Here is a 26,115-nt window from a genome sequence, read left to right on the forward strand (position 1 = left end):
TAGTTTATCTGCTGCGTATACATGCTCATATTCACATATAATAGCTTATTTGCTGTGTATACAAACTCATGTTCACAAAAGCATCTATGCAAAAACAGCAACTTTATCATACCATAGGTTGTGAAGTGCGTACAACGATTATATCGTTTAATTATAGGATTGTATCATGTTGTGGCAGAATGGAAAGATCATTGCGCAGGATCAAATAGCTCTTTGTTAGGTGCATCTGTTCCGCTTCTTCAGTCGTCTTTGACGTTTAGACGGAACAAATGAAAATTGCGTAAGGAAATAGCAAATCTTATCCGATATATTAAATAGCCGAAATATTACATAATGCGATTGGACGTTGTGATGTCGCGCAAGATGTGAGACGTTGGCGCAGATGACTCAGAGTGACATACAGTAAATGGAGGTAATGTATGAATCAGGTAGTGACAAATAGTGGTGCAGCAGCACAGTATTATGATGTGGCAAAGACAATGCAGAATAAGAAAGCAGCAAAGGCAGAGAATAATGCAGCCCCTGCAAAAAAAAGCAGCAGTACAGCGGCAGATAAGACGAATACATATGATAATCTTTCGACTAAAGCGAAAGCGTTGTTAGACGAGCTGAAAGATAAATATACCAATATGGATTTTTTTGTGGCAGATTTTAGCAGTGATGAGGAAGCACAGTCGATCATGTCTGCAGGGACTAAAGATTTTTCGGCGTTGTTTACCGGCGATGAACTGGAAAAGATGGCAAACGATGAGAGCTACAAGCAGGAAAGGCTCGACATGATCAATGATGCACTTGAGAAATTCAAGCAGCTTAAAGAACAGCTTGCCAACAAAGAGACAGAAGATGGTCAGAACGGCGCATCTTATGACGACATTGTGAAAGTAGGCATTGCTTTTCGTGATGATGGTACAGTGTCATACTTTGCGGAACTGGAGAAGTCTACAGCAAAGCAGAAAGAGCGCATAGAAGATGCAAAGGATGCCAAAGCAGAAGAGAAGAAGAAAGCCGCTCAAAAGGAAAAAGCTGCCGATCAGAAAGAGACCGTGAAGAAAAAGACAAAAGTCCAGGCATCATCCTACGAGGAGCTATTAGATAAATTACAGAAGGTTGACTGGAATACGGTGAAAGAAGAGGCCACCCAGTCTGTTGGACAGAAATTTGATCTTTCCGTATAGGAGCAAATTGTCCTAAAAATGGGACATAATAAAAAAGGAAACTAGAACGATGACCTTGAATCAATTAAAGTATATTGTGGAATTGTCCAAAGACAGTTCGATCAATGAAGCTGCCAAAAAACTGTTCATTTCGCAGCCGAGCCTGACTGCATCTTTGAAGTCGTTAGAACAGGAAGTTGGATTCGAAATTTTCGCGCGAACAAAGAGCGGCATATCTCTTACTGTCAAGGGACGTGAGTTTTTGGGCTATGCAAAGTCAGTGATCGAGCAATATGACATTTTGGATGCTAAATATATATCGCACAAAAATATCAAGCGTACTTTTCATGTCTCTATGCAGCATTACACGTTTGCGGTGAATGCGTTTGTATCAGTGATCGATCAGTATGGCATGGAAGAGTATGAGTTTGAGATCCATGAGACGAAGACGCATGAAGTCATTGAAAACGTCAAAAATCAGATCAGTGAAATAGGTGTGCTCTATTTGAATGCTTATAATCAGGCGGTGTTGCAGAAGATTTTTCGGGAGTCCGGGCTGGTATTTACACCGTTGTTTGAATGTGGGATTTATGCCTACATGAGTAAAAATAATCCGCTTGCGGGCAAGTCAAGCGTCACTATGGAAGAGCTGAATGATTATCCGTGTCTTGCCTTTGCACAAGGAGAAAGTAATTCGTTTTATTATGCGGAAGAAGTACTGAGCACCTATGCTTACAAGCAGTTGGTGCGTGCTAATGATAGAGCGACCATGCTTAATCTGATGGGTGGGATCAATGGTTATACATTATGTTCCGGCATTATTTGTGAGGAACTGAACGGTTCTGCGTTTTGTGCAGTTAAATTAGAGACAGACGAGAAAATGACCATTGGCTATATCGCGCGCAAAGCGTCAGTTATGAGTGAAATGGGTAATAAATTCCTTGAAGAGTTAAGCAAATACAAGGATAAGGTATTGGCGTAAATATAATAAAGGCGAGTAAGTATAACAAGTACCGCATAAGTATAATAATGCCGCATAAGCATAACAGTACTGCGTAAGTATAATAATGCTGCGTAAATATAATAATGCTGCGTAAGTATAACGAGTACCGCGTAAGTATAACAGTATCGCATAAATATAATAATGTTGCGTAAATATAACGTGTTATAGAAAAAAACTATAACACGTTATATTTTTTTGAGATTATGCAAAGATCGAAAAGAGTAGTATGATTCGAATATAGATAATTCCTATAGAGATAGTGGGAGAAAGGAGCAGCGCTTATGAGTAAAAGAAACTGGATCAAGGCATTTGCACCGTTAGATCGGCAGAGACTTCTCCAGACGGCAGCAGAATCGGTCAATTGGATTGAACAATATGGCCATGTAGATGGTGATGTGGAGAGCTGGGATGTCATGCCGGGCAAACAAGTGGAAAAGGATGCCTTACTTTTAGATGACGCGAGTTTGTATGCGGGCGCAGCAGGAATTGCATTATTATATTTGAAATATTATGTCGCGACAGAGCAAGAGAAATACTTACGCAAGGCGGAGGCAGGTATCCGTTATGTGATCCGTAAATATCGTGGCAAGGAGGATTTTGCGACGGAAGTACCATTTTTGCAGGGGGTCTACATCGGTTATTTGAATGGTCCGGCGGGAGGTGCCTATGTTGCAAAGGAACTCTATAGAATTACAGGAGAGGAACGTTATAAGCAGTTTGCGCTGACAGTTGCCGATGATGCGATCGAGGCAGCAAAAGACGAGCAGGGAGCACTTACTTGGTATGGGTTTTACGGCATATTAGGCGAAGGTGGTTTGATCCTATTTCTGCTCGACATTTATAATACGTTCGGCGGTGATAAATATCTGGATGCCGCGGCAAAAGCGGCAAAATATATTGCAGACCGCAAGGAAGATGCGCCGCAGGGTGGATACCGCTGGTACGTAATGGATACAGAGACTTTTCCGACAATTGGCAAAGCGGGTGGCTATTTTCCGGGATTTGAATATGGTGCTGCAGGCTGTGGTTATATTTTGGCAAGCGTATATGAGCAGACGCATCAGGAAGAATATTTAGACATTGCAAAGAAAGCGGCACAGTATATTCAAAATATTGCAGACTACTCCGAAGATGGCGAGGCAGCTTTGGTTAAGTATAACGATACGTATCTGACAGACCTGTATTATCTGGGAGTATGTCAGGGACCGATCGGCACCTCAAGATTGTTTTACAAACTGTATCGGATTACCGGAGACGAATCGTATAAAGATTTTGTCATTAAGTTGACCAATGGTCTGTTGGCAGCGGGTGCGCCAACGAAACATTCGGACGGTTATTGGAGAACGAATTGCTATTGCTGTGGTGCAACGGGAATGTTAGAACATTTTCTGCATGTACATAAGCTGACAGGTAATGCGGTATATCTGGATGCGGCCTATGAGGCGGCTGAGGCGATCATTGGTGAATCGACCTATCAGCACAAAGTGCGCAATTGGTATACGTCTTGGAACCGGCATGAACCGGACAGATCAGAGGCGTATGTGGGACTGTATCACGGAAGTGGCGGCTGCGCGGCATCGTTGCTGGCGTTGGCGCAGTACATAGAAGATAAGACATATTTACCGGGATACCTAGAAGATCCTTATCAAGATCTGTATGTATCGTAAATTGCAAAAAAGAAAGGAACGAGAATAGTTATGGCAAAGATTGTAAAAAATATTGAAGAATTAGTAGGACGCACACCGTTATTTGAGTTTGAAAAGTTTGAGGAAAAACACGATATCAAAGCACATTTGCTGGGAAAATTGGAGTATTTTAATCCATCGGGTTCCATCAAGGACCGCGCCGCTCTTAACATGATCAAAAAGGCAGAGGAAGATGGTATTCTTCACCCGGGAGATACGATCGTAGAAAATACCTCTGGAAATACCGGAATTGGGTTGGCTGCATTTTCTGATTCAGAAATATTGCGATGCTCAGCCAACGCATCATTATTTCATTAACCAGTTGGCCAATGAGGCCAATCCGGGAGTTCATTATGCGACAACCGAACCGGAGATCTGGGAAGATACGTATGCTCTTGGCCGCGAAATTGCACAGACGGATGGTGTGTTTTTGGGACAGTCTGCCGGTGCAGCACTGCACGCAGCAACTATTGTTGCCCAAAGACCGGAAAATGCCGGCAAAAATATTGTTGTTATTTTGGCAGATAACGGAATGAAATATTTAAGCACCAATATGTATCCACTTGATAAAAAAGTACAGTAATCAGCAGGTGAGATCTCGGTTGTATAATTTTTCCGGATTTCCACATACTAACTCCAAAGTGAATATGTAGCAAAAATGACAATTTGTTATTGCTAAAATATGGAATTGGAGGAAACATTGGTGAAAGCAACAGGAATAATCAGAAAAATTGACGATCTGGGACGAGTCGTAATACCGAAAGAAATTCGTCGTACTTTGCGTATCCGTGAAGGAGACCCGTTAGAAATTTATACAGACAGAGAAGGCGAAGTGATATTAAAGAAATATTCCATGATGGAGGATATGGGAATATTAGCACAGCAGTATGCAGATGCATTAGCGCAGACAACGGGACATCAAGTTGCGGTGACGGACCGGGAGCATATCATAGCTGCATCATCAGGCACGAAAAAATTGCTGTTAGATAAAGCAGTCAGCAGGGATTTGGAGCGTATGATCGACAGAAGAGAGAGCGTGGTCGCCTCCGGAGCAGGCAAAGAGTATCGGAAAGTGTGTGATGAGCCTGAGAACTTTGCATGGGAAGTGATCTGTCCAATCATATCAGAAGGAGATGCGATAGGGGCCGTTGTAATATTTACACGCAGCAAAGAGATGCCTTTGGGAGATACGGAGCACAAATTAGCTCGCGTGGCAGCAGGTTTTTTGGGAAGACAATTAGAACAGTAATTCAAACTTCGCACATCCGAAGCTGCCATCTGGTCACTTATTGCTTATTATGTAAGTAAAATAATAGCTATTTTGCAGCCAATAAAGTAAATTATTCTGCCATCAAGAAACTAAGACAATTGCCGCAGAACGCAGAGTTTTTGCGTGATTTCTTATTTTGTTAAGTCTCTGATGAATACATGCCTGAAGGAGTGTCTGAGATGTCCCGGTTTAGCAAGGTATCATCAATTTTTGGACGGGACGCTTTCGCTACGATGCGCTACGTCACGTTACTTAATGTCTCTGAAATACGAGACATAAGTAACGACGAGCGCAAAGTCCCTTTCAAAAATGATGAATACCTTACTTCCGGGACTTCGAGTTTCCGTAAGGCATGTAAATCATAAATCAGAGACAACAAAATCTAGAAATCACTGTGAAAACTAATTGCGGCAAGGCAATTGCTATAGTTTCTTCATGGCAGAACCCACAATATGGTGGTTGCAAAATATAATTAAACTATCGACATAATAAGCAATAAGTGACAACATGGTAATTTTTGATGTGCGAAGTTTGAGACAGTAATATAAGATCCATTGCCGAAAGGTGATGGGTCTTTTTTCTGTGCGAACCTGTTATCAATAATTGCATAAGCAATTCAATTTATGCTATAATAATTTGCAAAAGGAACCGGTGAAAATTAAAAAACGGGAGCAAAATATGGGAGATTTTTTGATCGTATCGCTTGCCGAAGAATTGCAGGCGTATGAGGATTTGGCGCAGGAGTATCAGGTTGGTTTTGAAATCAATGATTTTTATGATCCGCTTGTGTTTGAAGATAAGAAACGAAGAGAAGATATTATACAGAAATATCAGAAGGCCGGGATTCCGGCAGGAAGCACGATGCACGGGGCGTTCTATGATGTGTCGGTGTTTAGTTACGACCCACAGATCCGCGAGATTTCAAAACTTCGTATGCGACAGAGCATGGAGATTGCCCAAGAACTTTCGGTGAAAGGGGTTGTATTCCACACAAATTGGAATCCGATGCTTTCTAATATTGTATATGATGATCAGGTGGTTGACGGCACCTGTACATTCGTCCGGAAACTGTTAGAAGCATATCCGGAGATACAAATTTACATGGAAAATATGTTTGATAGCGATCCGGTTATTTTACAGAAAATATCCGAGCAGTTATGCGTATATTCTAATTTCGGAGTATGTTTGGACTATGCACATGCGCATTTATCGGATACGCCGATCGAGGAGTGGATCAAAGCACTGCGGCAATATATTCGACATATCCATATAAACGATAACGATCTGCGAAGGGATCTGCATCTTGCTGTTGGGGATGGCAGGATCGACTGGGAATTGTTTTGCAGATATTATCAAACATATTTTGAAGAATGCAGTGTACTGATCGAGACGACAAAACCGGATAACCAGCGGCGGTCGTTGGAGTATTTACGAAAGAAACTATAGAACACTGTTTTTGCTAAATGACATAGAAATGGGGAATCACAATGGAACAGCAAATAACATATAGTGCAGAGCAGATGCTCGAAGACATATTTTTATATATGAGTCAGTTGGTCGATGAAAAAGATTTTTCCAAGGTCGTTTCACTGCTGACGGATCTTGGCCGTGTGCTGGCGCATTCTGAGCGCGCATCATTTTGGTACTGGGATGCGAAACATAAGCAGTACTGGACGTTAGCTGCGGTGGGAAGTGACAAGATTACAGTACCCGAGGGGAGCGGGATCATAGATGCATCCATCCAAAATAAAGAAACGATCGTGATTAATGATCCGTATCAGGATGAACGGTTCAATCCGGCGGTGGATAAGCAGACAGGATTTGTGACAAAGTCTATTTTGTGCATGCCGGTAACGAATGCCAAGGGTAAAGTGATCGGGGCGTATCAGGCGATCAATAAGCTGAATGCAGACGGAACGGCGGGGACGTTTGATGAGAAAGATAAGAAACATCTCACATTAGCGGCTGTTTATTGTGGCAAAACATTGGAGTCCTATTTGTTGGACACGGAGATTCGTATAGATCCGTTGACAGGGCTGACCAATCGCCGCGGATTTTATGAGTTTTATGAGGAAGCCGTGTCAGATCCACAAAACGGAACGGCGTCCATAATTATGTGTGATATTGATTTTTTCAAGAAAGTAAACGATACCTATGGACACAACGCAGGTGATGCCGTATTACAAAGAATAGCAGCGGTGCTGCAAGAGCATGTTGCATCTGAAGATGAGGCGGTGCGATGGGGTGGTGAAGAATTTATCCTGATGTGTATGGATTGTCCGCTTGTCAAAGCACAGGAGATTGCAGAACATATTCGAGAGATCGTCGAGCATATGTCGATCGAATTTGAGGAGCATCATATTGCGGTAACGATGTCTTTTGGAGTATATCAGCTAGACGGTGATCAGACGATGGATCAAAACGTAAAGCAGGCAGATGAACGTTTGTATCAGGCAAAAACTACCGGACGAAACCGGGTTGTTGTTTGATTAGAAAGGTGTGGATACAAAAATGGCAGAAATAAAATCTGTTTTTATTAGTTATAGTTCCAAAAATAAAGAGTTGGTTCATAAGATCGTCCGCGTGCTAGAACATATTGGAGTATCCTATTGGAAAGCACCGGATATGATCCCGGTGGGGTCAAATTATGCTAGAGAGATTCCGCGTGCAATCAGAGAATGTGATCTGTTTTTGCTAATCTTATCTAAGGAATCGCAGGAATCGGTATGGGTAGAAAAAGAGGTTGACAGTGCGATCTGTTATAAAAAAAATATTGTTCCGTTTAAGATTGACGATACGCCAATGAACGATACATTTAGTTTCTATTTGAATAACGTACAGATGATCCCATATTATTTGGGAGAGGTAGCTGCGGTAAAGAGTTTGTGTGAACAGCTGCAGCCATATACGACAGGAGGGACATCCGGCGAAGGCATCCAAGCATTTATGGATCAGACAAAAAGTGTCGAGGCAGCCGCAGGAAAAAAGTCACAGACTGCGGACAGTGGCCGGACAAATGACAGGATGGTATCGTCTAAGCCAAAATTTCGCCCGCTTAAAAATAACACCGGACAGTTTGGATCTTTGGCGCGCTATTCGGAGGAAGATGTTCCGGGAGAAATCTATACCGTTGGTACACGGATGTGTGCCGAGGGGTTATCGCTAAATAGAATACCAATGGATTGTAAATATTGTGGTGAAGGTGTAGAAAAGATTGCACGAGGCGTTTATCGTTGTAAGGTATGCGGCAGGGAAAATTACGATTATTTTCAGACGGTACGCTTGTATTTGGAGCGCTTCGGAGCAACTCCGGCGTTGATCATAGAACGCGAAACAGGGGTGCCTCGCAAAGCGATCGAACAGTTCTTGCGGCAGGAATATTTAGAGATACCAAGGCAGTCACCGATCCGTATGTCCTGCGAAAACTGTGGTGCGCCAATTCGAACCGGTTATTTGTGCGATCAGTGTAAAAAGCTGAAAGGATTTTCGGTCAACTACGGTCAAAGCGGCAACTGGCGTTCTTCGCGGTAGATATCGCGTATTTGGAAAGAGGATGTATAATGCTGAACACTGAGTAAGTGCAAGTGTAGGGCGAGGAAAACAGTGTGTCGGGGAAGGAGTTCTGCTTATGGAGAAAATTATTTGGGTGATTGGGGATGATCGTCTCGAAATGATCGAGGCGCAGAGACGGATCAATGCGGCAGGATCAATGCGCGCACTTTGTCTGCTTTCCTTTGAGGCGGTTCAGAAAGCCGCACTGGCACAGGAGGAGGGGGAGCGGTCGAGAATCAGTACGCCTTCTCTTATTATCTTTGACTATCAAATGGCAAAGAAAGAAGATTTTGCCAGTGTTCTTTTTCTGCGCAAGCAGCAGTCGCTAGGCGGTGTTCCTTTGTTTTTTATGACCGAAAAACGCAGCGAAGAACTGGATGAGGAATGTTACGAAAAGGGTGCCACAGTCGTTGTACATAAGCCGTTTTCGCGAGCGGGTATCATGCGTATCGAGCGAACGGCGTGGCAGCATGAGGCAACGAAAAACTACGAGATCATGTTGCAAAAACAGGCAGGAGATCTGCAGGAGGCAAAAGAGATCATTCGGCTTAACAAACAGCTCCAGTCAAGAAATCAATTGCTGCATCAGATTTTTGGACGTTATTTCTCAGATAATGTCGTTGACAGCATTTTGGAAGATCCCAAAGGTGCGGTTATTGGAGGTGAGAAGCGAAAGCTTACGGTGATGATGGCTGATCTGCGTGGATTTACCGCAATGTCAGAAAGCATGACGCCGGAGGCGGTAACGGATATTCTTAATTGTTTCTTTGATGAAATGCTGCAGTGCATTACCAAATATTACGGCGTGGTGATCGAGTTTTTGGGAGATGCCATTCTTGCCGTGTTTGGAGCATCTCCAGATTCTGAGGCACAGATTGAAGAAGGAATTACAGCCGGTATAAAGATGCAGAAAGCGATGGCAAAGGTCAATGACTATATTATTTCCAAAGGGCTGGTGCCGCTAGAGATGGGAATTGGCATACATCGCGGAGAAGTATTTATCGGAAATTTCGGATCAGAAACGATGATGCGATATAACGTCATCGGTCAGGCCGTTAATGAATGTTCGAGAATAGAGGGTGCGAGTGTCGGTGGTCAGGTACTCGTATCCTATGATACCGTACAAAACGCAAATGCGGCGATCAAGACGGACGGGAAATTTACGATACAGGTCAAAGGGATTTCCACACCGTTAAAAGTATATAGTGTAACAGGAATCGGAACACCCTATAGCTGCAATCTGGCTCACCATAAACTGGCCGGCTTTTTTTGGCGTGGTCGGCTTCAATGCACGATTCAGTGCATTGAAGATGAGCTGGTGACCGATCAGACCTTGCGCGGAAAGATTGTTTTACTGACGCTCGATCGCAATCTTCGAATCGAATTGGAAGATAAGATAGAACCGGATATTCCGTTGTATTCGGATATGGAAATCTATTTGGAGACAAACAGGAATACCGATACAGATACGGGTGACGGGAAGAAGCCGGGGAATGATGTTCAGGCTACAGGCTGTGACAGGATATATGCTAAGATCTTGAAAAGGTCACAAGGTGTGATCGAGGTACATATCACCTATGGGTTTGAAGTGATCGAGAAATATACCTATCCCATGCATCCGTATATGCATCCGTATCCATGGATTATATATTGATCTGACAAAAAGGAGACGCAAATGGAGAATGCAATGTTTGAACGGTTAGAACTTCAGAGTGACGATATCCTGCAGGCATATTATATGCGCAGCCAGTCTTTGCTGTTGTTAGAATATGCAGGGACGCTGGAAGAAACTTTGGGATTTTCGGACAGTACAGATAAGCCGCAGGCAGTACTTGCACAGATGGCGGCTGCAGAGTCACCGACAAATGGCGAAAAGCTGCAGCAGGCAGAATATTTTCTGGCATTTACGGAAAAAAACGGAGAAGTGTGGCTGTATTTTTACAGCAGGACGAATGCCGTTCGCGCAGTCGATCTGCTTGACAGTATTGTTGAGGAAATGGGACTTGTTAAAGGGAATGCTGTTTCCGCGAGTGGACGCGTTCCGGCAGCTCTTTTCAAGGCACATATGACAGGGATGGATGCTGCAGATTATATGGAATTTGTGCAGGGAAAAGTAGCAGAATATTTCGAGGAAGACACGTGCATCGATGCGCTGCAGTATGCGAAAATGCATGAGAAAGAGATATTGGAGATGGATCGTTACCGCAAGAAGAGGATCAGCTGGGCGTTTGTGCCGACCGATCGGATTGCGGCTGCAGGAACGAAACTGGCGGTTAAATCCTTGGAAAATGAAACAGGTATTACGATCGTTGCAGATCCGGATATATACATTATGATCGGCAGACGCGGGGAAGTATACCACATCCGAAGAGATAAATTTTTGGCGACATATGAACCGACGGAAGAACCGCTGGACATTTTTACGCAAATGCTGGATTTTATTCCGGTGGTAGAGACCGTTTCGGATGGAGGATATATCAGTATTGATGAAATGGCAAGGTTATGTTATCCAAAAACACAGGCAGTGATATGTTGCCAGGAGCTTAAGAAACGCACCAGAGTATTTTCGAAAAATAGTGAACAAGAGTATTTTTTGGGGAGACCGGGCGATTATCTGGCGGTGAGACTAGATGACATTACCGATATTTATGTGATACAGCGTGATATATTTGCGGAAACCTATGAAAAGGTTCAAATATAGAAACGGGGGCACAAAACGCAAGACATAATGCGGGAGGACAAAAGTATGTTAGAAACTTTGGAGCAGTGGGGCTGTGAGACTGAAAAAACAATGGAGCGGTTCTTAGATGACAAAGAGTTTTACCAGGAATGTTACGATCTTTTCATTGGCGGAGAAGGATTGGAGCACTTGAAATGCCAACTTGACGAAGGGCGGATCACAGATGCATTTGTGAATGCACATGGAATGAAAGGAACAGCGTCCAATTTGGGACTGGTTCCTATTGCGAATATATTGAGCAAGATCGTAGAGCCGCTTCGCACCGGCAAAACAGATGGTGTAATGGAGCAATATGATCAACTGTGTGCAATATGGAAAAAGTATGCGACATTGTGCAAAAATAATTAAATATCTTTCTACATGTGTAGAATGAGATGAAAATATGTGAAAAATGCCTGTTTTTCGGACAGAATTCGTGAAAAACCTTGACAAATGCTTGTATAAAGGGTATAACTAGACTTGTAAGTTTTTACGGAAATATTAATTTTTGAGGAGGATTAAATCCATGAACAAGACAGAATTGGTAGCAGCTATGGCTGAGAGTGCTGACCTTTCTAAGAAAGATGCAGAGAAGGCTTTGAAGGCTTTTATTGAGGTTGTAACAGATGAGTTAAAGAAAGATGAGAAAGTACAGTTAGTTGGCTTTGGAACTTTCGAAGTAGCTCAGAGAGCAGCTCGTGAGGGTAGAAACCCACTTACTGGCGAGAAGATGCAGATCAAGGCATCTAAGGCTCCTAAATTCAAAGCTGGTAAGGCATTAAAGGATGCTGTAAACTAAGATTTTTGGATTTGTAATCACTGGAGAGCTGCAGAAATGCAGCTCTTTTTTCCTTTATAGGGAGCTTGTCGTTTCCTATAAAGGAAAAAAGATTAATGGAAATTGCTGCCAAGCAGCGTGACATCATCGCAAAGCGCTGGTTTTGCAATTTTAATATAAGAGGAGAGAGTGAACATATGAGACTGGACAAATATTTAAAAGTTTCCCGTTTGATCAAACGCCGCCCGGTAGCCAATGAGGCTTGTGATGCCGGACGTATTCAGGTTAATGGCAAAGTTGCCAAAGCATCGTTGAATGTAAAAGTAGGCGATATTATTGAGATCACATTTGGTGATAAAGTCGTTAAGGTTGAAGTATTGAGTATCGAAGAAACCTACAAAAAGGATGAGGCAAGAGAGTTATATAAGGTATTGTGATCTTAAATCAATTCCCTGCATAACATGCTCCAAAACATCATATCGTATTGTATTAATTTCATAGGTTACATTTGCTGCATATCGGTCTTAGCATAAATAAAGCCATGTCCTCATACATTATAAAGAGTGGTTGGTAAACCGGCTGCTGAGGAGTGGTTGGTAAGCCAGCTGATAAAGAGAGTGGTTGGTAAACCGGCTGCGAATAAGATTCGTGATGTAAATATCACGCCGGCGGCAAAGTGCGAAATCACAGCAAAGTTTGCGGACTGAGAAAGGAATGTAACCTATTATGGAAGAAAGACGAATGGAAGATAAGACCAGAATGATACATAAAGTATATTTGAATGCACGCAAGTCTGCGGTATTATCCGGAGTTCGGGATGTGTTGTCTTTTGACGCCAAGGAAGTGTATTTGGAGACGGAACAGGGCGTTCTGCTGATCCAAGGAGATGAGCTGCATGTTAATCGCCTTTCTTTGGAGAAGGGAGAAATCGATATTGATGGGCGGATCGACAGTTTTGCTTATTCTGACAGGGAGGAAACTCAGAAAAAAGCAGCTTCTTTTCTGAGCAGAATGTTTCAATGATGGAAGTGATACTGGGACAACTGCGATTCATTTTGTGGATGATGTGCGGGGGAATGGCAATCTTGGCCGGATATGATGTTTTGCGCTTGTTTCGTTGGCTGGTGCCGCATGGCGCCGTGTGGATCGCTGTGGAAGATCTGTTTTTTTGGGGCGCTGCCAGTGTTCCGGCATTTATTTTATTCTTAAAAATGCACGATGGACAGATCAGATGGTATGGTGTGGTTGCACTGCTTAGTGGGATCGTGTTGTATGAGGTCGGCATTAGCAGGCCGGTCCGCCGTATGCTTTGTCGGATCTTTGCACCGATACGAACGAAATTGCGGCGTCACTGTGCTGCAGTATTTCATAAACTGAAGAGAGTCTGGCGTGTATTATACTTAAAATTGCGTAGCGCTGTATCATGCTCTCAGCAGAAAACCTCGAAAAACGGAAGAAAACACTAGTAAATTACCACAAAAATTCTATAAAATTACTATATTTTTTGTACAAATTATGTTATAATGAATCCTGCGGAGTTCGGCAAAGTGCGGACGAAGCAGGGTTTTTGAATTGCAGAAAAAGAGGAGGAATGATTATGCGGAACAGGTTTATGAGAAGAGCAGTTGTGTGTATCCTTGCACTGGCAATGATGTTATCTTTTGACGGCGTGTCTACGATCGCATCTGCGGCAAAGGCAAAGGCGAAAGCACCAAAGATTAGCAGCAAGTCTATTGTTGTTAAGGTAGGTTCTTCTAAGAAAGTAACCATCAAAAACAAACCAAAGAAGGCAAAAGTAACATGGAAATCTAAGAACAAAAAGATTGCAAAGGTAAGTAAGTCCGGTAAGATTAAGGGCATGAAAGCCGGCAAGACAACAGTAACGGCAACTGTTAAGTACAAAAAAGGCAAAAAGACAGTCAAAAAAGTATTGAAGGCTAAAGTTACCGTTAAGAAGAAGAAAGCGGCTGCAAAAGCAACCAAGAAACCGACTACGACGAAGGCACCGGCAACCACGAAGGCACCGGCAACCACGAAGAAGCCGGTTGCAACCAAGGCACCAACGGTAACGAAGACACCGGTTCCGGCACGTACACCGGAGGCTGATCCGAAGCCGGCAAATGTTGTGGCTGACGGTAAAGTATCTGACAGCAACTTGACAACAGAGCATAAATCACGTTATGGAGCAGTTACAAAAGATAACGGAATGATGCGTACCAACCTGTCTGCGCAGGATATTACCCCGGCAATGGGAATGGGTTGGAACATCGGTAACTCTTTGGAGCAGACTGGAGCAGGAAGCATCGAGACTATGACAGATGCAGAGAAAGCAGCTTTGACAGATGCAGATTGGGTAAAGGGCTATGAGACAAATGCCGGCAACCCGGTATCTACGCAGAAGTTATTTTCCGGCTTGAAACGCTATGGCATCAATACGATCCGTATCCCGATCGCCTGGTCCAATATGATGGTTCAGGAGAAACAGAGCGATGGAAGTACATATTATCGTATTAATGAAGCATATTTTGACCGCGTTGAAGAAGTTATCAATTACTGCTTGAACGAGGAAATGTATGTTATCATCAACGACCATTGGGATGGTCAGTGGTGGGGCATGTTCGGTGATGCGGACTTGTCTGTAAGAGCACAGGCTTGGAAGAAATATGAAGATATGTGGACACAGATCGCTAATCGTTATATTGATTATTCTGACCGTTTGATCTTCGAGGGAGCCAATGAGGAATTGGGTGAGCGCTTAAATGACAACTGGAAAGGTACCGGCGGTACCAAGGGCGTTTTAACGCGCAAGGAAACGTATGCATTAACAAATGAGATCAATCAGAAGTTTGTTGATATTATTCGTAAATCCGGTATTAATGCGGATGGAACCAAGAACAACAACTATTATCGTATGCTTTTGATCCCGGGTTATGATACGAACCTTCATCAGACCTGTGGTGATAAGTATTCCAACAAGGCCGGTGACAAATATACCAACAACCCGACGGAACCAAACGACGATTACACGTATACCATGCCTACCGATGTAAGCGAAAATGGTATCTCCAAGTTGTTTGTATCCATTCATTATTACGATCCGCTTGGATGGGGTATTGCAAAGACATCTGCAACCTATGAAACCCCAAAGGGGACTTCTACTTTTAAGGATACTTGGGGCAGCGAAGAAGATTATGCAGCGATGGCGGAAGACTTTGAGTCGATCAAAGAAGCCTATACAAGCAAAGGCTACGGCGTGATCTTTGGCGAATTTGGCTGTGTATCTGTGAATAAGGACGGCATCCCAGAGTACTTCAAGGAGTTCTTCCAGAGCTGCCAGAAGTACGGCGCAGTTCCGGTAATGTGGGATGAAGGTGGTATTGTAGATCGTAAGGGAACAGGCAATGCAGCATATGCATACTTTGTATATGAGGATATTGGACAGGTATTCTGTGAAGTTATGGGCAAAACAGTTACCCTGAAAGAAGCTGCATCGAAGCTTACTACAATGACCGGTAAGCCGGAAGATCCGGTAGCAGAAAATCAGGATCCGCTTGTTGTGGCAACCTGGAATGGTAACTTTATGCGTAACACCAATGGTTCAGGTTCTGTCAACTACGATGAGCTGCAGAAAGTATTTGGTAAAAACAGTGTTATGACAATGGCTGGAAATACGACAGGAGCTATGTTTGAAACATTAAGTACAACGACCAACAGCAATTATCCGGATCTTAAGTTGGAAGCTTCCAGTGATACATATCGCTGGCACGCCCATTACAACTTAGTCAATGGCAAAGGTGAGAGTGACTGGTCACAGATCAAAGAGCCTGGTATTCGTATTACCATGCATGACGACATGATCAGTAAATCTGCACAGCTGCAGCTTGTATACACGAACGGAATGTGGCAGGGAGACGATACGTTTGAGTGGAAGTATGAGTCTACGTATGAGCAGGTAGAGTCAGTATCCGGCAGCGAGTATACGAAAGAGCAGATTGCAGCTTTGCCATCCACAGTGAATTACTTTAGCAAGGAAGGTGAGGCATTTAGCGATTCTTTACCAAAACTGGATGAGAACAACCAGCCAATCCTTGCAGAGACGGCATGGCAGGGTAAGGCACTTCATTTGAATCCGAAGTATCTTGCAAACGATCCGATCATCCTGCTTACATCTAACACGTATTTAGGTGTAGATTTTGTTAAAGTTGAGATCGTAGATCTTGCTTATACATCAGATGGTAAGGATTATGTGAAAGCAGAACAATAAAAAGCAGTATTTCACAGCGTTATGCGGTGACGTGCACAGTAGGCAGGCCCTTCAGAAATGAAGGGTCTGTCTTAATTGCTAAAAATGGTGATCTATTCACGAAAAAGGGTTGCGAAAACCGCATAAAAGAGTTATAATATTACTACAAAGTAAGAAGTGAGCAGCTTCTTAAAATGTACGGTTTTGCAGACGATTGAGAGTCTGCGTTTTTTGTCAAAAGGGATATACAATATATGGTATGTCAGCGAAGAGCTGTACACAGAATATAGTTCGGTAATGTATATGCTGTTTGATGGGGTAGTTATTTATAATGATTCCCTGCGGTGATAAGTATGTGGAGGTGGTTGTAAGATGTCAGCGAGTCGTGGCAAGCGACGAGGGAAAAAGAAATTGAGTCCGTTCACGTTAGCGGGCGTCATTGTACTTTGCCTTGTACTGTGCGGTACAGTTACATATAAGACCGCTACACTGAAATCACAAAGTAAGTCTTATCAGAAGCAGATTGAACAGCTTAAAGAGCAAAAGTCCGAACTTAAAGATGAGCAAGCTGAGATTAAAGAGTTTAAGAAGCATGCTAAGACAGATGATTACGTGGAGGAGATTGCAAGAGAGAAATTAGGGCTTGTACATAAAGGGGAGATTGTATTTAAGCCTGAGAAGTAAAAACAAGATCATGTATAGGGTTTACTGATTAGAAAGCAATGATCTTGAATGATTTCGAATTCTACGCCTTCATTTATATTAACCGATTTTCGTGAAGCATTTGCAAAAGGGGTGTTTTGTAAATGCGGAACGGAATAGGATCCAAAACAGGGAAAGCCGGTTCTGCGTGAGCCGGCTTTTTCTGTTGCCCTTATTTTAGAAAATGAAGCAGCGTCGTTTCGAAGGGTGCGGTGTCGATTTCTTTTTTTTCGTGGTACTGAGATTTGACAAAATTTGCAACTATTGTTTCCTATACTTTGTCTCACGCTGTTCGGGACAGGCAGTCTGATCCCGAAAAATCAGGCAAGATAAGGAGTAGTGTGCAATGAAAACAATTCAGAAAAAAATGTTAGTGCAGGTGTTGCTCGGCTTTTTGCTGGGAAGAGTGTCTATTTACGGAATGAATCCGGTGGCACCTGCCTTTTTTGCGGCAGGGTTTGCAGAGGGTGGCGCCGTATTACCGGTTGCCATTACCATATTACTGGGGATGAGTACCGTATTTGCATTGGACACGGTGTTGGCGTATGGGGCCGGAATGTTAGCGCTGTGGCTGGCTGCAGACTTTTTGAAAAGGCGGAGGATAACGGTAAAGATGGGACATGCCGCCTTTTTGTTGGCAGCGGCAACATGGGTCATGTCGGGAACAAGGTATTTGCTTGTTCCGTATAGTGGAACAAGTATTTTTTTGGCAACGCTTGAAGCAGTATTGATGCTTGCTGTCACAAGAATTTTTCATGGAGGTATTGTGTATTTGCTGCATGGGACCAGAGAATCGCGACCGGGCAAAGAGGAGGTCATCAGTTTGGGGGTCCTTGCAGGGGCCGCATTATGGGGATTTCCGCGGGAGTCGTTTACAAAGCTATCTTTGACGGAAATTATGATCTGGATACTGCTTGCATTTACAGGGTATTTAGTGGGATTGTATCTGCATCCGATGGAAAGTGGCAATGAATGGAAAGAGCTTATGAAGCACAGACTCCATGAATTTTCAGATTCGTTTCAAAAATTATCCAAAGCATTAGCCAATCAGTCAGATAAGCAGTTTCGTATGACGAGGCATGAGATGCGTGAGTTTATGGATGGCATTTCTGAACAGGTCTGTGATCGGTGTGAAAATCGCGAAAATTGTATGGGACAGCTGGAGCTTGCAAGCTCAGAGATGTTTGGAACCTTGCTGTTAGCACAGGAACAGGGGATATTAGTGCCCGAACAAATGCCGGCACGTTTTCTGCGGGAGTGCATACATTTAGAGCGTTTTGTTTCGGAGACAAATCAAAATCTGCAGATGGCACGTATGATGATGGGCGTACAAAATAAAATGTCGGAGAATAGACAGGTCATTGCAGGACAGATGGAGGAAGTTGGCAAATTGGTAGGCGGATTGGCAGAAGAGATGGAACGCACAAGAGATCTTCCGGCAGATGCTGCAGGAAAGGTAGGCAAGAAACTGCAGGCAAAACGGGTAAAAGCGCTAGGGATCATGTTTTACGAGAAAAGGGATGGAAGGCTGGAAATACATATGCGTGCGCGCACTGTGCGTGGTCGGCTGGTTACTGCCAAAGAGGTTGCTGCCGTATTGCAGGAAGTGCTCCAAAAACCGATTCGTGTAGGAGAGCAGTCCAGGCAGATCGTCAGCCGTGATATGACATATTTTGTGTTTGAAGAGGATACGCCGTTGGTGGCGGAAGCGGGTGTTTCCAGAAGAGTCAAGGATGGTGAAGAAGTATCCGGAGATGTATTTACCTGTTTGCCTTTACCAAGCGGGGAGATGCTTATTGCATTATCTGATGGCATGGGGAGTGGGCAGGATGCTTTTTCGGAGAGCAGTCTGGTGATCGAGTTATTGGAGCAGATGGCGGAGGCGGGATTTTCGCAGACTTCTGCACTTAAACTGATCAATTCCGTGTATTTATCCTGTGAGGAAACAGAGCGCTATGTGACGGCAGATATTTTGGTGCTGAACCTATATAAAAAGCATTGTCAGTTGTTAAAAAACGGTGCAACAGCTACTTATCTGTATCATGAGGGGGAGATTACATGTGTCGAAGGCCAGGCGCTGCCGATCGGAGCGGGAAAGGATGTAATCCCGTATACAAGAAAAATGGACATATCTGCAGGGGATTATGTTATAATGATGACAGATGGCGTAGCAGATATGCTGCCCGGTATGGAACACGGACTGGCCGGATTTATGGAACAGTGGCAGGGACGCCCCCCGGAAGAAATCGCAGATGCATTATTAGAAGAAGCAATCTGTGAGTGTGGCGGCAGTGTGCCGGACGATATGAGTGTGATCGTTACGGAAATCAGTGATAATTTGCGGACACAGAAATAGAGAGGATAGAGCAAAACGTGAAGAAAGTATACGATACGATAAATCAATATTGCGTAGAACATGAGCTGTTAACGAACGGAGACGGCATTGTGATCGGTTTATCCGGTGGGATGGATTCGGTATGCCTGCTGCAGGTATTAGCGGCACTAAGAAATGAGTGGCAGCTTCGGCTTGTCTGCGTACACGTACATCATGGGATCCGAGGAACGGCAGCAGATGAAGATGCGGCTTTTGCACAGAGACTGGCAGCTAAATATAACATTTCTTTTCGACTATATGAAATGGATATTCCACAGCTTGCCAAAGAACAGGGATTATCGGAGGAAGAGGCAGGCCGTAATTACCGTTATCGGTGTTTTGAAGAAGTGCGAAAAGAACTGAATTTTGACAAAATTGCAGTAGCGCATCATCGAGATGATCAGGCTGAGACTGTTCTATGGCAGATCTTGCGGGGGAGTGGTTTGCGGGGCGTGTGCGGAATGCGCGCCGGGCGCGCTAATATTATTCGACCGTTATTGTGTCTGGATCGACAGCAGATTGAGCAGATAGTCCGGGGAAACGGGGACGGTTGGAGAGAGGATGCCACCAATCGAGAAGAAAAATACACGCGTAATAAGATCCGTAACCGGGTATTTCCTTATATAGAGCAGGAAATACAGCCGATGGCGCGCAGACATTTGGTGGAACTGGCAGAAGATTGTCAAAGAGCGTGGGATTATATAGAGCGTCAAATGTTGGAACAATATGAACGCTTGGTATATCGTGATGGAGATACCTTTTGTTTTTCCGTGGATGAGTGGAAACAGGTCGATCCATATTTGCAGGGACAACTGTTGATGCATATAATGGAACAGGTCTGTGGAAGCCGAAAGGATATCGGCAGAGTGCATGTTGATGCACTGCTTCGGCTGGCAGAAGGCGCGACCGGCAAACGGCTGGATCTTCCATATCACATGCGAGCAGGCAAAGATTACGACAAGATATGGATCCGGGTTGACATGCAGTCCAATGTGCATCGCAATACGCTGATTCCGCTACGGTTCGATGAGCGGACCGTGTTACAGGATTCGAACGGACAGGAGATGGTAATTACGTTACGGCTGACACAGCGAGATGATTTGCCACAAAATGTTCCGAAAAATGACTGTACGAAATGGTTTGATTGTGATAGAATGTATGCTGATGTTTTGGCTGATCCGACAGAGAAAGAGGCGGATCGCGGACATTTTGATAGAGACAACGGACCGGTTTGGCGGTTCCCGCAAGAAGGAGATTACTTGCAGTTGACGGGCGCAGGCGGGACGAAGACACTGGCGCGTATCTTTATCGATGCTAAAATCTCGGTTGACAAAAGAGGCAGTATACCGGTACTTGCAATGGGAAAACATATTATCTGGATTCCGGAGCTTGGACGTGTAAGTGCTGCTTTTTACGTGACAGAGGCAACAAAACACATTATTACAGCGCAGTTAGCGCACAATATCCAGACGAAGGAGAAAGGTGGAGTATCATGAAAGAAGTTATTCATGAAATGTATAGTAAGGAACAAATTGATCAGATGGTAACGGAGATCGCAACACGCATCAATAAGGATTATGAGGGAAAGCAGATCCATATGATCTGTATTTTGCGTGGCAGTGTCTTTTTTTGCGCAGATCTTGCTAAGAAAATTACCGTGCCGGTTTCTATGGATTTTATGGCAGCATCCAGCTATGGAAATGAGGTCAAAAGTTCCGGACAATTGATGATCACGAAAGACCTTGACGATGATATTGATGGTCGTCACTGCCTGATCGTGGAAGATATTATCGATTCAGGAAACACACTATCTAAAATTTGTGGACTGCTTGCAGCACGCAATCCAGCCAGCCTGAAGATTGCCACATTGTTGGATAAACCGGATCGTAGAGAAGTAGATGTAGAGGTAGATTACACTGGTTTTGTCGTTCCAGACAAATTCATCGTAGGCTATGGACTCGATTATGCACAGAAATATCGTAATCTTCCTTATCTGGGTGAGGTGGAATTTGTAGACGAATAAAAGGAGATGTTCATGAACAGACAGATGAGATCAGGTGGAGCTGGTTTTTATGTGCTCGTACTCGCGATCATTGGAATTGCGATGTATATTTCGAGTATTATGACTAGCAGCACCGGCAGTCAGTATAATGTGGAAGACTTCAAGCAGGATGTGAAAGCAGGTAAGGTCACTTCCGTGGAGATCACGCCGAATGAGGAAACACCGACAGGTGTTGTGCGTGCGAATTATGAGAACAAGCGAAGTAAACATTTTAATTGTACTGACATAAAAGATGTAGAAGAGATTATAAAAACAGACAGCAAACTTGCACAAAATTATGTTATCAACGACGTGGATAAACCGTCTTGGATCATTACCGTATTGCTGCCGTGTGGATTTGGATTAGTAGCGTTGTTTTTGCTGTTTACCTTTTTGTCCGCACAGACAGGTGGAGGAGCCGGCGCAAGTGGCTCGAAGATGATGGATTTCGGTAAGAGCCGGGCAACCAGGATCGACCCGGATTCTCCAAATGCAAAGAAGTTTATTGATGTTGCCGGCCTTAAAGAAGAGAAAGAGGAATTAGAAGAGATTGTAGATTTCTTGGATAAACCGGCAAAATATACCGATGTAGGAGCAAGAATCCCAAAAGGAATCCTGATGGTAGGCCCTCCGGGAACCGGTAAAACGCTGCTTGCCAAAGCAGTGGCAGGAGAGGCAGGAGTACCATTCTTTAGTTTGTCGGGTTCTGATTTTGTGGAAATGTTTGTTGGTGTCGGCGCGTCCCGTGTGCGTGACTTATTTGCAGAAGCGAAGAAGAATGCACCGTGTATCATCTTTATTGATGAGATTGATGCTGTAGCCCGCAAGCGTGGTTCCGGCTTAGGCGGTGGACACGATGAGCGTGAGCAGACCTTGAACCAGATGTTGGTTGAGATGGATGGTTTTGGCGTCAATGAGGGGATCATTGTAATGGCGGCAACGAACCGCGTGGATATTTTGGATCCTGCGATTTTGCGACCGGGACGTTTTGACCGTCAGGTAACGGTTGGCAGACCGGATGTGCGTGGTCGCGAGGAAATATTACGTGTACATGCGCGTGGCAAGACACTTGGCGACGATGTTGATCTGAGCAAGATCGCACACACGACGATCGGCTTTACCGGAGCAGATCTGGAGAACTTGTTAAACGAGGCTGCGATCGCCTGTGCCAAGGATGGACGCAGTTTCATTTCGCAGGAAGATGTAGATAAATCCTTTATCAAGCTTGGTATTGGTAAAGAGAAGAAGAGCCGTATCGTATCCGAACACGATCGTAAGATCACAGCATACCATGAGGCGGGTCATGCAATCCTGTTCCATGTATTGCCGGATGTGGGACCGGTTCACATTGTATCGATCATCCCAACAGGAAGTGGTGCCGGCGGTTATACAATGCCGATTTCCGAGAAGGACGATATGTATTTGACCAAGGGCAAGATGCTGCAGGATATTACGGTCAGTCTCGGTGGCCGGATCGCAGAGTCACTTGTGTTGGATGATATTACGACGGGAGCTTCACAGGATATTAAGCAGGCAACCGAGCAGGCTAAGGCAATGGTTACCAAATACGGATTTACGAAAAATGTCGGCATGATCAATTATGCGGGCGAGGACGAAGTATTTGTTGGCCGAGAGATTGGTCAGTCGAGCCGCGGATATAGCGAGGATGTTGCGAAGAAGATTGACGAGGAAGTGAAGTCGATCATTGATAGCTGCTATGAGCGTGCAGAGGAAATCCTCAAAGAAAATATGGAAGTTTTGCATAAATGTGCCGCTCTGTTGCTTGAAAAAGAACGCATTGATCGTGAAGAATTTGAAAAATTATTTGCGGGCGAAGAGCAGACAGTACCGGAGAATTGATGAAAAGTTACAAAAACAGGTTGGTTTCCCCATAGATTTTGGGGAAATTGACCTGTTTTTTATTGCTTGCTCTCAAAATGCACAAAAACTTTTTCAAATTTCTGTCAAGTTTGTGCACACTTAACTGCGATCCACTGCTATACTAACCATCGTAAACCCCAATACATTATATAGTTTTTGCTACACCCCATAAGTAACAAAAATACCTTCTCCAAAAAGGATAGTCGTGCGTTGACTGTCCTTTTTATTTGTATTGCAATATTGAGTATTATCTTGTAAAGTATAGATGGCATGGAATTAAGAAGAGCAGGAGGGACAGAACATGCGACCAGTAAATTTATACAATACATTAACTAAAAAAATTGATGAATTTCATCCGAACGTTCCGGGTAAAATAAACATGTATACATGCGGACCAACCGTGTATCATTTTGCGCACATTGGAAATCTTCGCAGTTATATTATGGAAGATGTTTTGGAAAAGTATCTGCGTTATGCCGGATATGATGTAAAGCGTGTTATGAATATTACCGATGTCGGTCATTTGACGAGTGATGCAGACAGCGGGGAAGATAAGATGTTAAAAGGTGCTAAGCGCGAGCACAAAACAGTGATGGAGATTGCTGAGTTTTACCGCAAGGCATTCTTTGAGGACTGCGCCAAGTTAAATATCAAGACTCCGGACGTCGTTGAGCCGGCAACAAACTGTATTCCGGAGTTTATTCATATGATCGAGAAGCTGCTTGACGATGGTTATGCTTATGTAGCAGGCGGCAATGTATATTTTGACACATCGAAGCTGAAAGAATATTATGTCTTATCCAATCAGAAAGAGGAAGAGCTGATGGTTGGTGCCAGAGATGATGTGGAAGAGGATGAAAACAAACGAAGCAAAACAGATTTCGTATTGTGGTTCACCAAGTCAAAATTTGACGATCAGGAGTTGAAATGGGACAGCCCTTGGGGAGTCGGTTATCCGGGCTGGCATATTGAGTGTTCCTGCATCAGCATGAAGCATTTGGGTGAATATTTGGATATCCATTGTGGCGGCGTTGATAATATTTTTCCGCATCATACAAATGAAATTGCGCAGAGTGAAGCTTATACCGGACATAAATGGTGTAACTACTGGTTTCATGTACAACACCTGAACGACAAGCGTGGTAAGATGAGTAAATCGGCAGGTGGCTTTTTGACCGTGTCATCTCTGGAAGAGCAAGGTTACAACCCGCTGGTTTACCGTATGTTCTGTCTACAGTCACATTATCGCAAACCGCTGGTATTTAGTTACGAAGTATTGGATAATGTGAAAATCGCATACGAAAAGTTACAAAAACGGATCGCGGCTTTGTCCAAAGAAGGTGAAGTGGATCAGGACGTTTTTGCTGCATATCAGGATAAATTTGCAGAAGCCATGGGAAGCGATATTAATACTTCTCAGGCACTTACCGTATTGTATGATGTACTCAAGGCAGATACCAATGATGCAACCAAGCGTGCGTTGATCGAGGATTTTGATCAGGTATTGTCTTTGGGACTGCTTGCGGACGAAGAGGGAGAGACTGGCGCAGATCCGGAGCTTGTTGCTTGGATCGAGGAAAAGATCGCAGAGCGTAAAGCAGCTAAGAAGGAAAAAGATTTTGCGAAAGCAGATGCGATCCGTCAGGAGCTTTTGGACAAGGGAATCGAAGTAAAGGACACAAGGGAAGGAACCGTTTGGACATGTCTATAACTAAAAAATGGCTTGCCTTTTGCCTGGCGGTCTGCATGATCATGCCACTTGTGGCGGGTTGTGGTGAGATCGCAACGAAAAAGGAAGATGGAAAACTGCACATTGTCACTACGGTATTTCCGTATTATGATTTTGCAAAGCAGATTGGTGGCGATCGTGTGTCGGTAGATCTGATCGTTCCTGCCGGAATGGATACACACTCATTTGAACCGACTGCCAAAGATATGGTGACGATCGGTGAAGCAGATGTATTTATCTACAATGGTGGAACAATGGAAAGCTGGGTGTCAAAGGTATTAGAAGCGGCAGAAGGCAAAGATATAACAACGCTGCGAATGATGGATCATGTCAAGGTTGTTGACGAGGAAATAGTGGAAGGCATGCAGGAAGAAGAACATGAGCATGGGCATGCAGATGGTGATCACGACGATGCGGAGGAGACGGAGCAGGATGAGCATATATGGACTGCACCGCTTAACTGTGTCAAGTTTGTCGATGAGATCGCAGCTGCTTTTGCAAAGGCAGATCCGGATCATTCACAGGAATACCTAAACCGCGCAGAGCAATATACTGCACAGTTAAAGGATTTGGATATGCAGATCCGTCAGATCGTCGCAGGAGCAAAACACAAAGAGATGGTCTTTGGAGACCGCTTTCCGCTGCGATATTTTACAGACGCCTATGGACTGACATACCGTGCCGCATTCCCGGGATGCAGCAGCGATATGGAGCCAAGTGCGGATACGATCGCTTATTTGATCGATCGTATCAAACAGCAGCATATTTCAGTTGTGCTGCAGGTAGAGATGAGCAGTTCCAAAGTTGCTGATACGATCGCGGAGGCGACCGGGGCAAAAGTGGAAACCTATCAGTCTTGTCATACCGTATCCAAGAAACAATTTGATGCGGGAGTAACGTATTTGTCATTAATGCAGGAGAATCTGCAAGTATTAAAAGACTGCCTCAATTAAGGCAGTCTTTTTGCATTGCAAATTTTGAAAT

At 43.9% G+C, this 26,115-nt stretch carries 24 protein-coding genes; all 24 read left to right on the forward strand.

Annotated elements, in window-relative coordinates:
• Nucleotides 1-419 precede the first annotated feature (419 nt).
• Complete coding sequence (locus ACSAJE_RS10775) at nt 420-1,175, forward strand: DUF6033 family protein (RefSeq protein ID WP_458009042.1); 756 nt, start codon at nt 420-422, stop codon at nt 1,173-1,175.
• Nucleotides 1,176-1,224: 49 nt separating this feature from the next.
• Nucleotides 1,225-2,136, forward strand: a complete 912-nt coding sequence (locus ACSAJE_RS10780; protein ID WP_458009043.1) for a LysR family transcriptional regulator — start codon at nt 1,225-1,227, stop codon at nt 2,134-2,136.
• 302 nt (nt 2,137-2,438) lie between these two features.
• Nucleotides 2,439-3,824 (forward strand): lanthionine synthetase LanC family protein, encoded by a 1,386-nt coding sequence (locus ACSAJE_RS10785; RefSeq protein ID WP_458009044.1) that lies wholly within the window; start codon nt 2,439-2,441, stop codon nt 3,822-3,824.
• 30 nt (nt 3,825-3,854) lie between these two features.
• Complete coding sequence (locus ACSAJE_RS10790; protein WP_458009045.1) at nt 3,855-4,160, forward strand: pyridoxal-phosphate dependent enzyme; 306 nt, start codon at nt 3,855-3,857, stop codon at nt 4,158-4,160.
• The gene (locus ACSAJE_RS10795) at nt 4,093-4,425 is read left to right on the forward strand and encodes a hypothetical protein (RefSeq protein WP_458009046.1); all 333 of its coding nucleotides are present in this window, start codon (nt 4,093-4,095) and stop codon (nt 4,423-4,425) included. The genes ACSAJE_RS10790 and ACSAJE_RS10795 overlap by 68 nt, the downstream gene beginning before the upstream one ends.
• 120 nt (nt 4,426-4,545) lie before the next feature.
• A complete protein-coding gene (locus ACSAJE_RS10800) occupies nt 4,546-5,091 on the forward strand; it encodes a stage V sporulation T C-terminal domain-containing protein (protein ID WP_118691171.1) in 546 nt (181 codons plus the stop codon).
• Nucleotides 5,092-5,763: 672 nt separating this feature from the next.
• Nucleotides 5,764-6,558: a sugar phosphate isomerase/epimerase family protein gene (locus tag ACSAJE_RS10805; RefSeq protein ID WP_444156296.1), complete on the forward strand. Its 795-nt coding sequence runs from the start codon at nt 5,764-5,766 to the stop codon at nt 6,556-6,558.
• Nucleotides 6,559-6,599: 41 nt separating this feature from the next.
• Nucleotides 6,600-7,601, forward strand: coding sequence for a sensor domain-containing diguanylate cyclase (locus tag ACSAJE_RS10810; RefSeq protein WP_458009047.1), 1,002 nt, complete (start codon nt 6,600-6,602; stop codon nt 7,599-7,601).
• A gap of 22 nt (nt 7,602-7,623) precedes the next feature.
• Complete coding sequence (locus tag ACSAJE_RS10815; RefSeq protein WP_458009048.1) at nt 7,624-8,643, forward strand: TIR domain-containing protein; 1,020 nt, start codon at nt 7,624-7,626, stop codon at nt 8,641-8,643.
• A 97-nt stretch (nt 8,644-8,740) separates the two neighbouring features.
• The gene (locus ACSAJE_RS10820) at nt 8,741-10,318 is read left to right on the forward strand and encodes an adenylate/guanylate cyclase domain-containing protein (protein WP_458009049.1); all 1,578 of its coding nucleotides are present in this window, start codon (nt 8,741-8,743) and stop codon (nt 10,316-10,318) included.
• Nucleotides 10,319-10,339: 21 nt separating this feature from the next.
• Entirely contained in the window at nt 10,340-11,365 is a 1,026-nt protein-coding gene (locus ACSAJE_RS10825; RefSeq protein WP_458009050.1) for a hypothetical protein, read from the forward strand.
• A gap of 45 nt (nt 11,366-11,410) precedes the next feature.
• On the forward strand, nt 11,411-11,752 hold the full coding sequence (locus ACSAJE_RS10830; RefSeq protein ID WP_458009051.1) for an Hpt domain-containing protein: 342 nt from the start codon (nt 11,411-11,413) through the stop codon (nt 11,750-11,752).
• Nucleotides 11,753-11,909: 157 nt separating this feature from the next.
• Nucleotides 11,910-12,182, forward strand: coding sequence for an HU family DNA-binding protein (locus tag ACSAJE_RS10835; RefSeq protein WP_022025681.1), 273 nt, complete (start codon nt 11,910-11,912; stop codon nt 12,180-12,182).
• 176 nt (nt 12,183-12,358) lie between these two features.
• Nucleotides 12,359-12,598 (forward strand): RNA-binding S4 domain-containing protein, encoded by a 240-nt coding sequence (locus tag ACSAJE_RS10840; RefSeq protein ID WP_118507728.1) that lies wholly within the window; start codon nt 12,359-12,361, stop codon nt 12,596-12,598.
• Nucleotides 12,599-12,887: 289 nt separating this feature from the next.
• Nucleotides 12,888-13,184 carry a sporulation protein YabP gene (gene yabP / locus ACSAJE_RS10845; RefSeq protein WP_022025683.1) on the forward strand — a complete coding sequence of 99 codons (297 nt, stop codon included), beginning with the start codon at nt 12,888-12,890 and terminating at the stop codon, nt 13,182-13,184.
• Complete coding sequence (gene yabQ, locus ACSAJE_RS10850; RefSeq protein ID WP_458009052.1) at nt 13,181-13,627, forward strand: spore cortex biosynthesis protein YabQ; 447 nt, start codon at nt 13,181-13,183, stop codon at nt 13,625-13,627. The genes yabP and yabQ overlap by 4 nt, the downstream gene beginning before the upstream one ends.
• A gap of 131 nt (nt 13,628-13,758) precedes the next feature.
• Entirely contained in the window at nt 13,759-16,425 is a 2,667-nt protein-coding gene (locus ACSAJE_RS10855; RefSeq protein ID WP_458009053.1) for a cellulase family glycosylhydrolase, read from the forward strand.
• Nucleotides 16,426-16,776: 351 nt separating this feature from the next.
• The gene (locus ACSAJE_RS10860) at nt 16,777-17,088 is read left to right on the forward strand and encodes an FtsB family cell division protein (protein ID WP_118691435.1); all 312 of its coding nucleotides are present in this window, start codon (nt 16,777-16,779) and stop codon (nt 17,086-17,088) included.
• 364 nt (nt 17,089-17,452) lie between these two features.
• Nucleotides 17,453-19,462 carry a SpoIIE family protein phosphatase gene (locus tag ACSAJE_RS10865; RefSeq protein WP_118691436.1) on the forward strand — a complete coding sequence of 670 codons (2,010 nt, stop codon included), beginning with the start codon at nt 17,453-17,455 and terminating at the stop codon, nt 19,460-19,462.
• A gap of 17 nt (nt 19,463-19,479) precedes the next feature.
• Nucleotides 19,480-20,976, forward strand: coding sequence for a tRNA lysidine(34) synthetase TilS (gene tilS, locus ACSAJE_RS10870; protein WP_118691437.1), 1,497 nt, complete (start codon nt 19,480-19,482; stop codon nt 20,974-20,976).
• The gene (gene hpt, locus ACSAJE_RS10875) at nt 20,973-21,503 is read left to right on the forward strand and encodes a hypoxanthine phosphoribosyltransferase (RefSeq protein WP_022025690.1); all 531 of its coding nucleotides are present in this window, start codon (nt 20,973-20,975) and stop codon (nt 21,501-21,503) included. Before tilS ends, hpt begins: the two co-directional genes overlap by 4 nt.
• 12 nt (nt 21,504-21,515) lie before the next feature.
• A complete protein-coding gene (ftsH, locus tag ACSAJE_RS10880; protein WP_458009054.1) occupies nt 21,516-23,381 on the forward strand; it encodes an ATP-dependent zinc metalloprotease FtsH in 1,866 nt (621 codons plus the stop codon).
• 322 nt (nt 23,382-23,703) lie between these two features.
• Nucleotides 23,704-25,113, forward strand: a complete 1,410-nt coding sequence (cysS, locus tag ACSAJE_RS10885; protein ID WP_458009055.1) for a cysteine--tRNA ligase — start codon at nt 23,704-23,706, stop codon at nt 25,111-25,113.
• Nucleotides 25,104-26,084: a metal ABC transporter substrate-binding protein gene (locus ACSAJE_RS10890; RefSeq protein ID WP_458009056.1), complete on the forward strand. Its 981-nt coding sequence runs from the start codon at nt 25,104-25,106 to the stop codon at nt 26,082-26,084. The genes cysS and ACSAJE_RS10890 overlap by 10 nt, the downstream gene beginning before the upstream one ends.
• Nucleotides 26,085-26,115: the final 31 nt, after the last annotated feature.

This window comes from Jutongia sp. SJQ-6 (assembly GCF_054161275.1).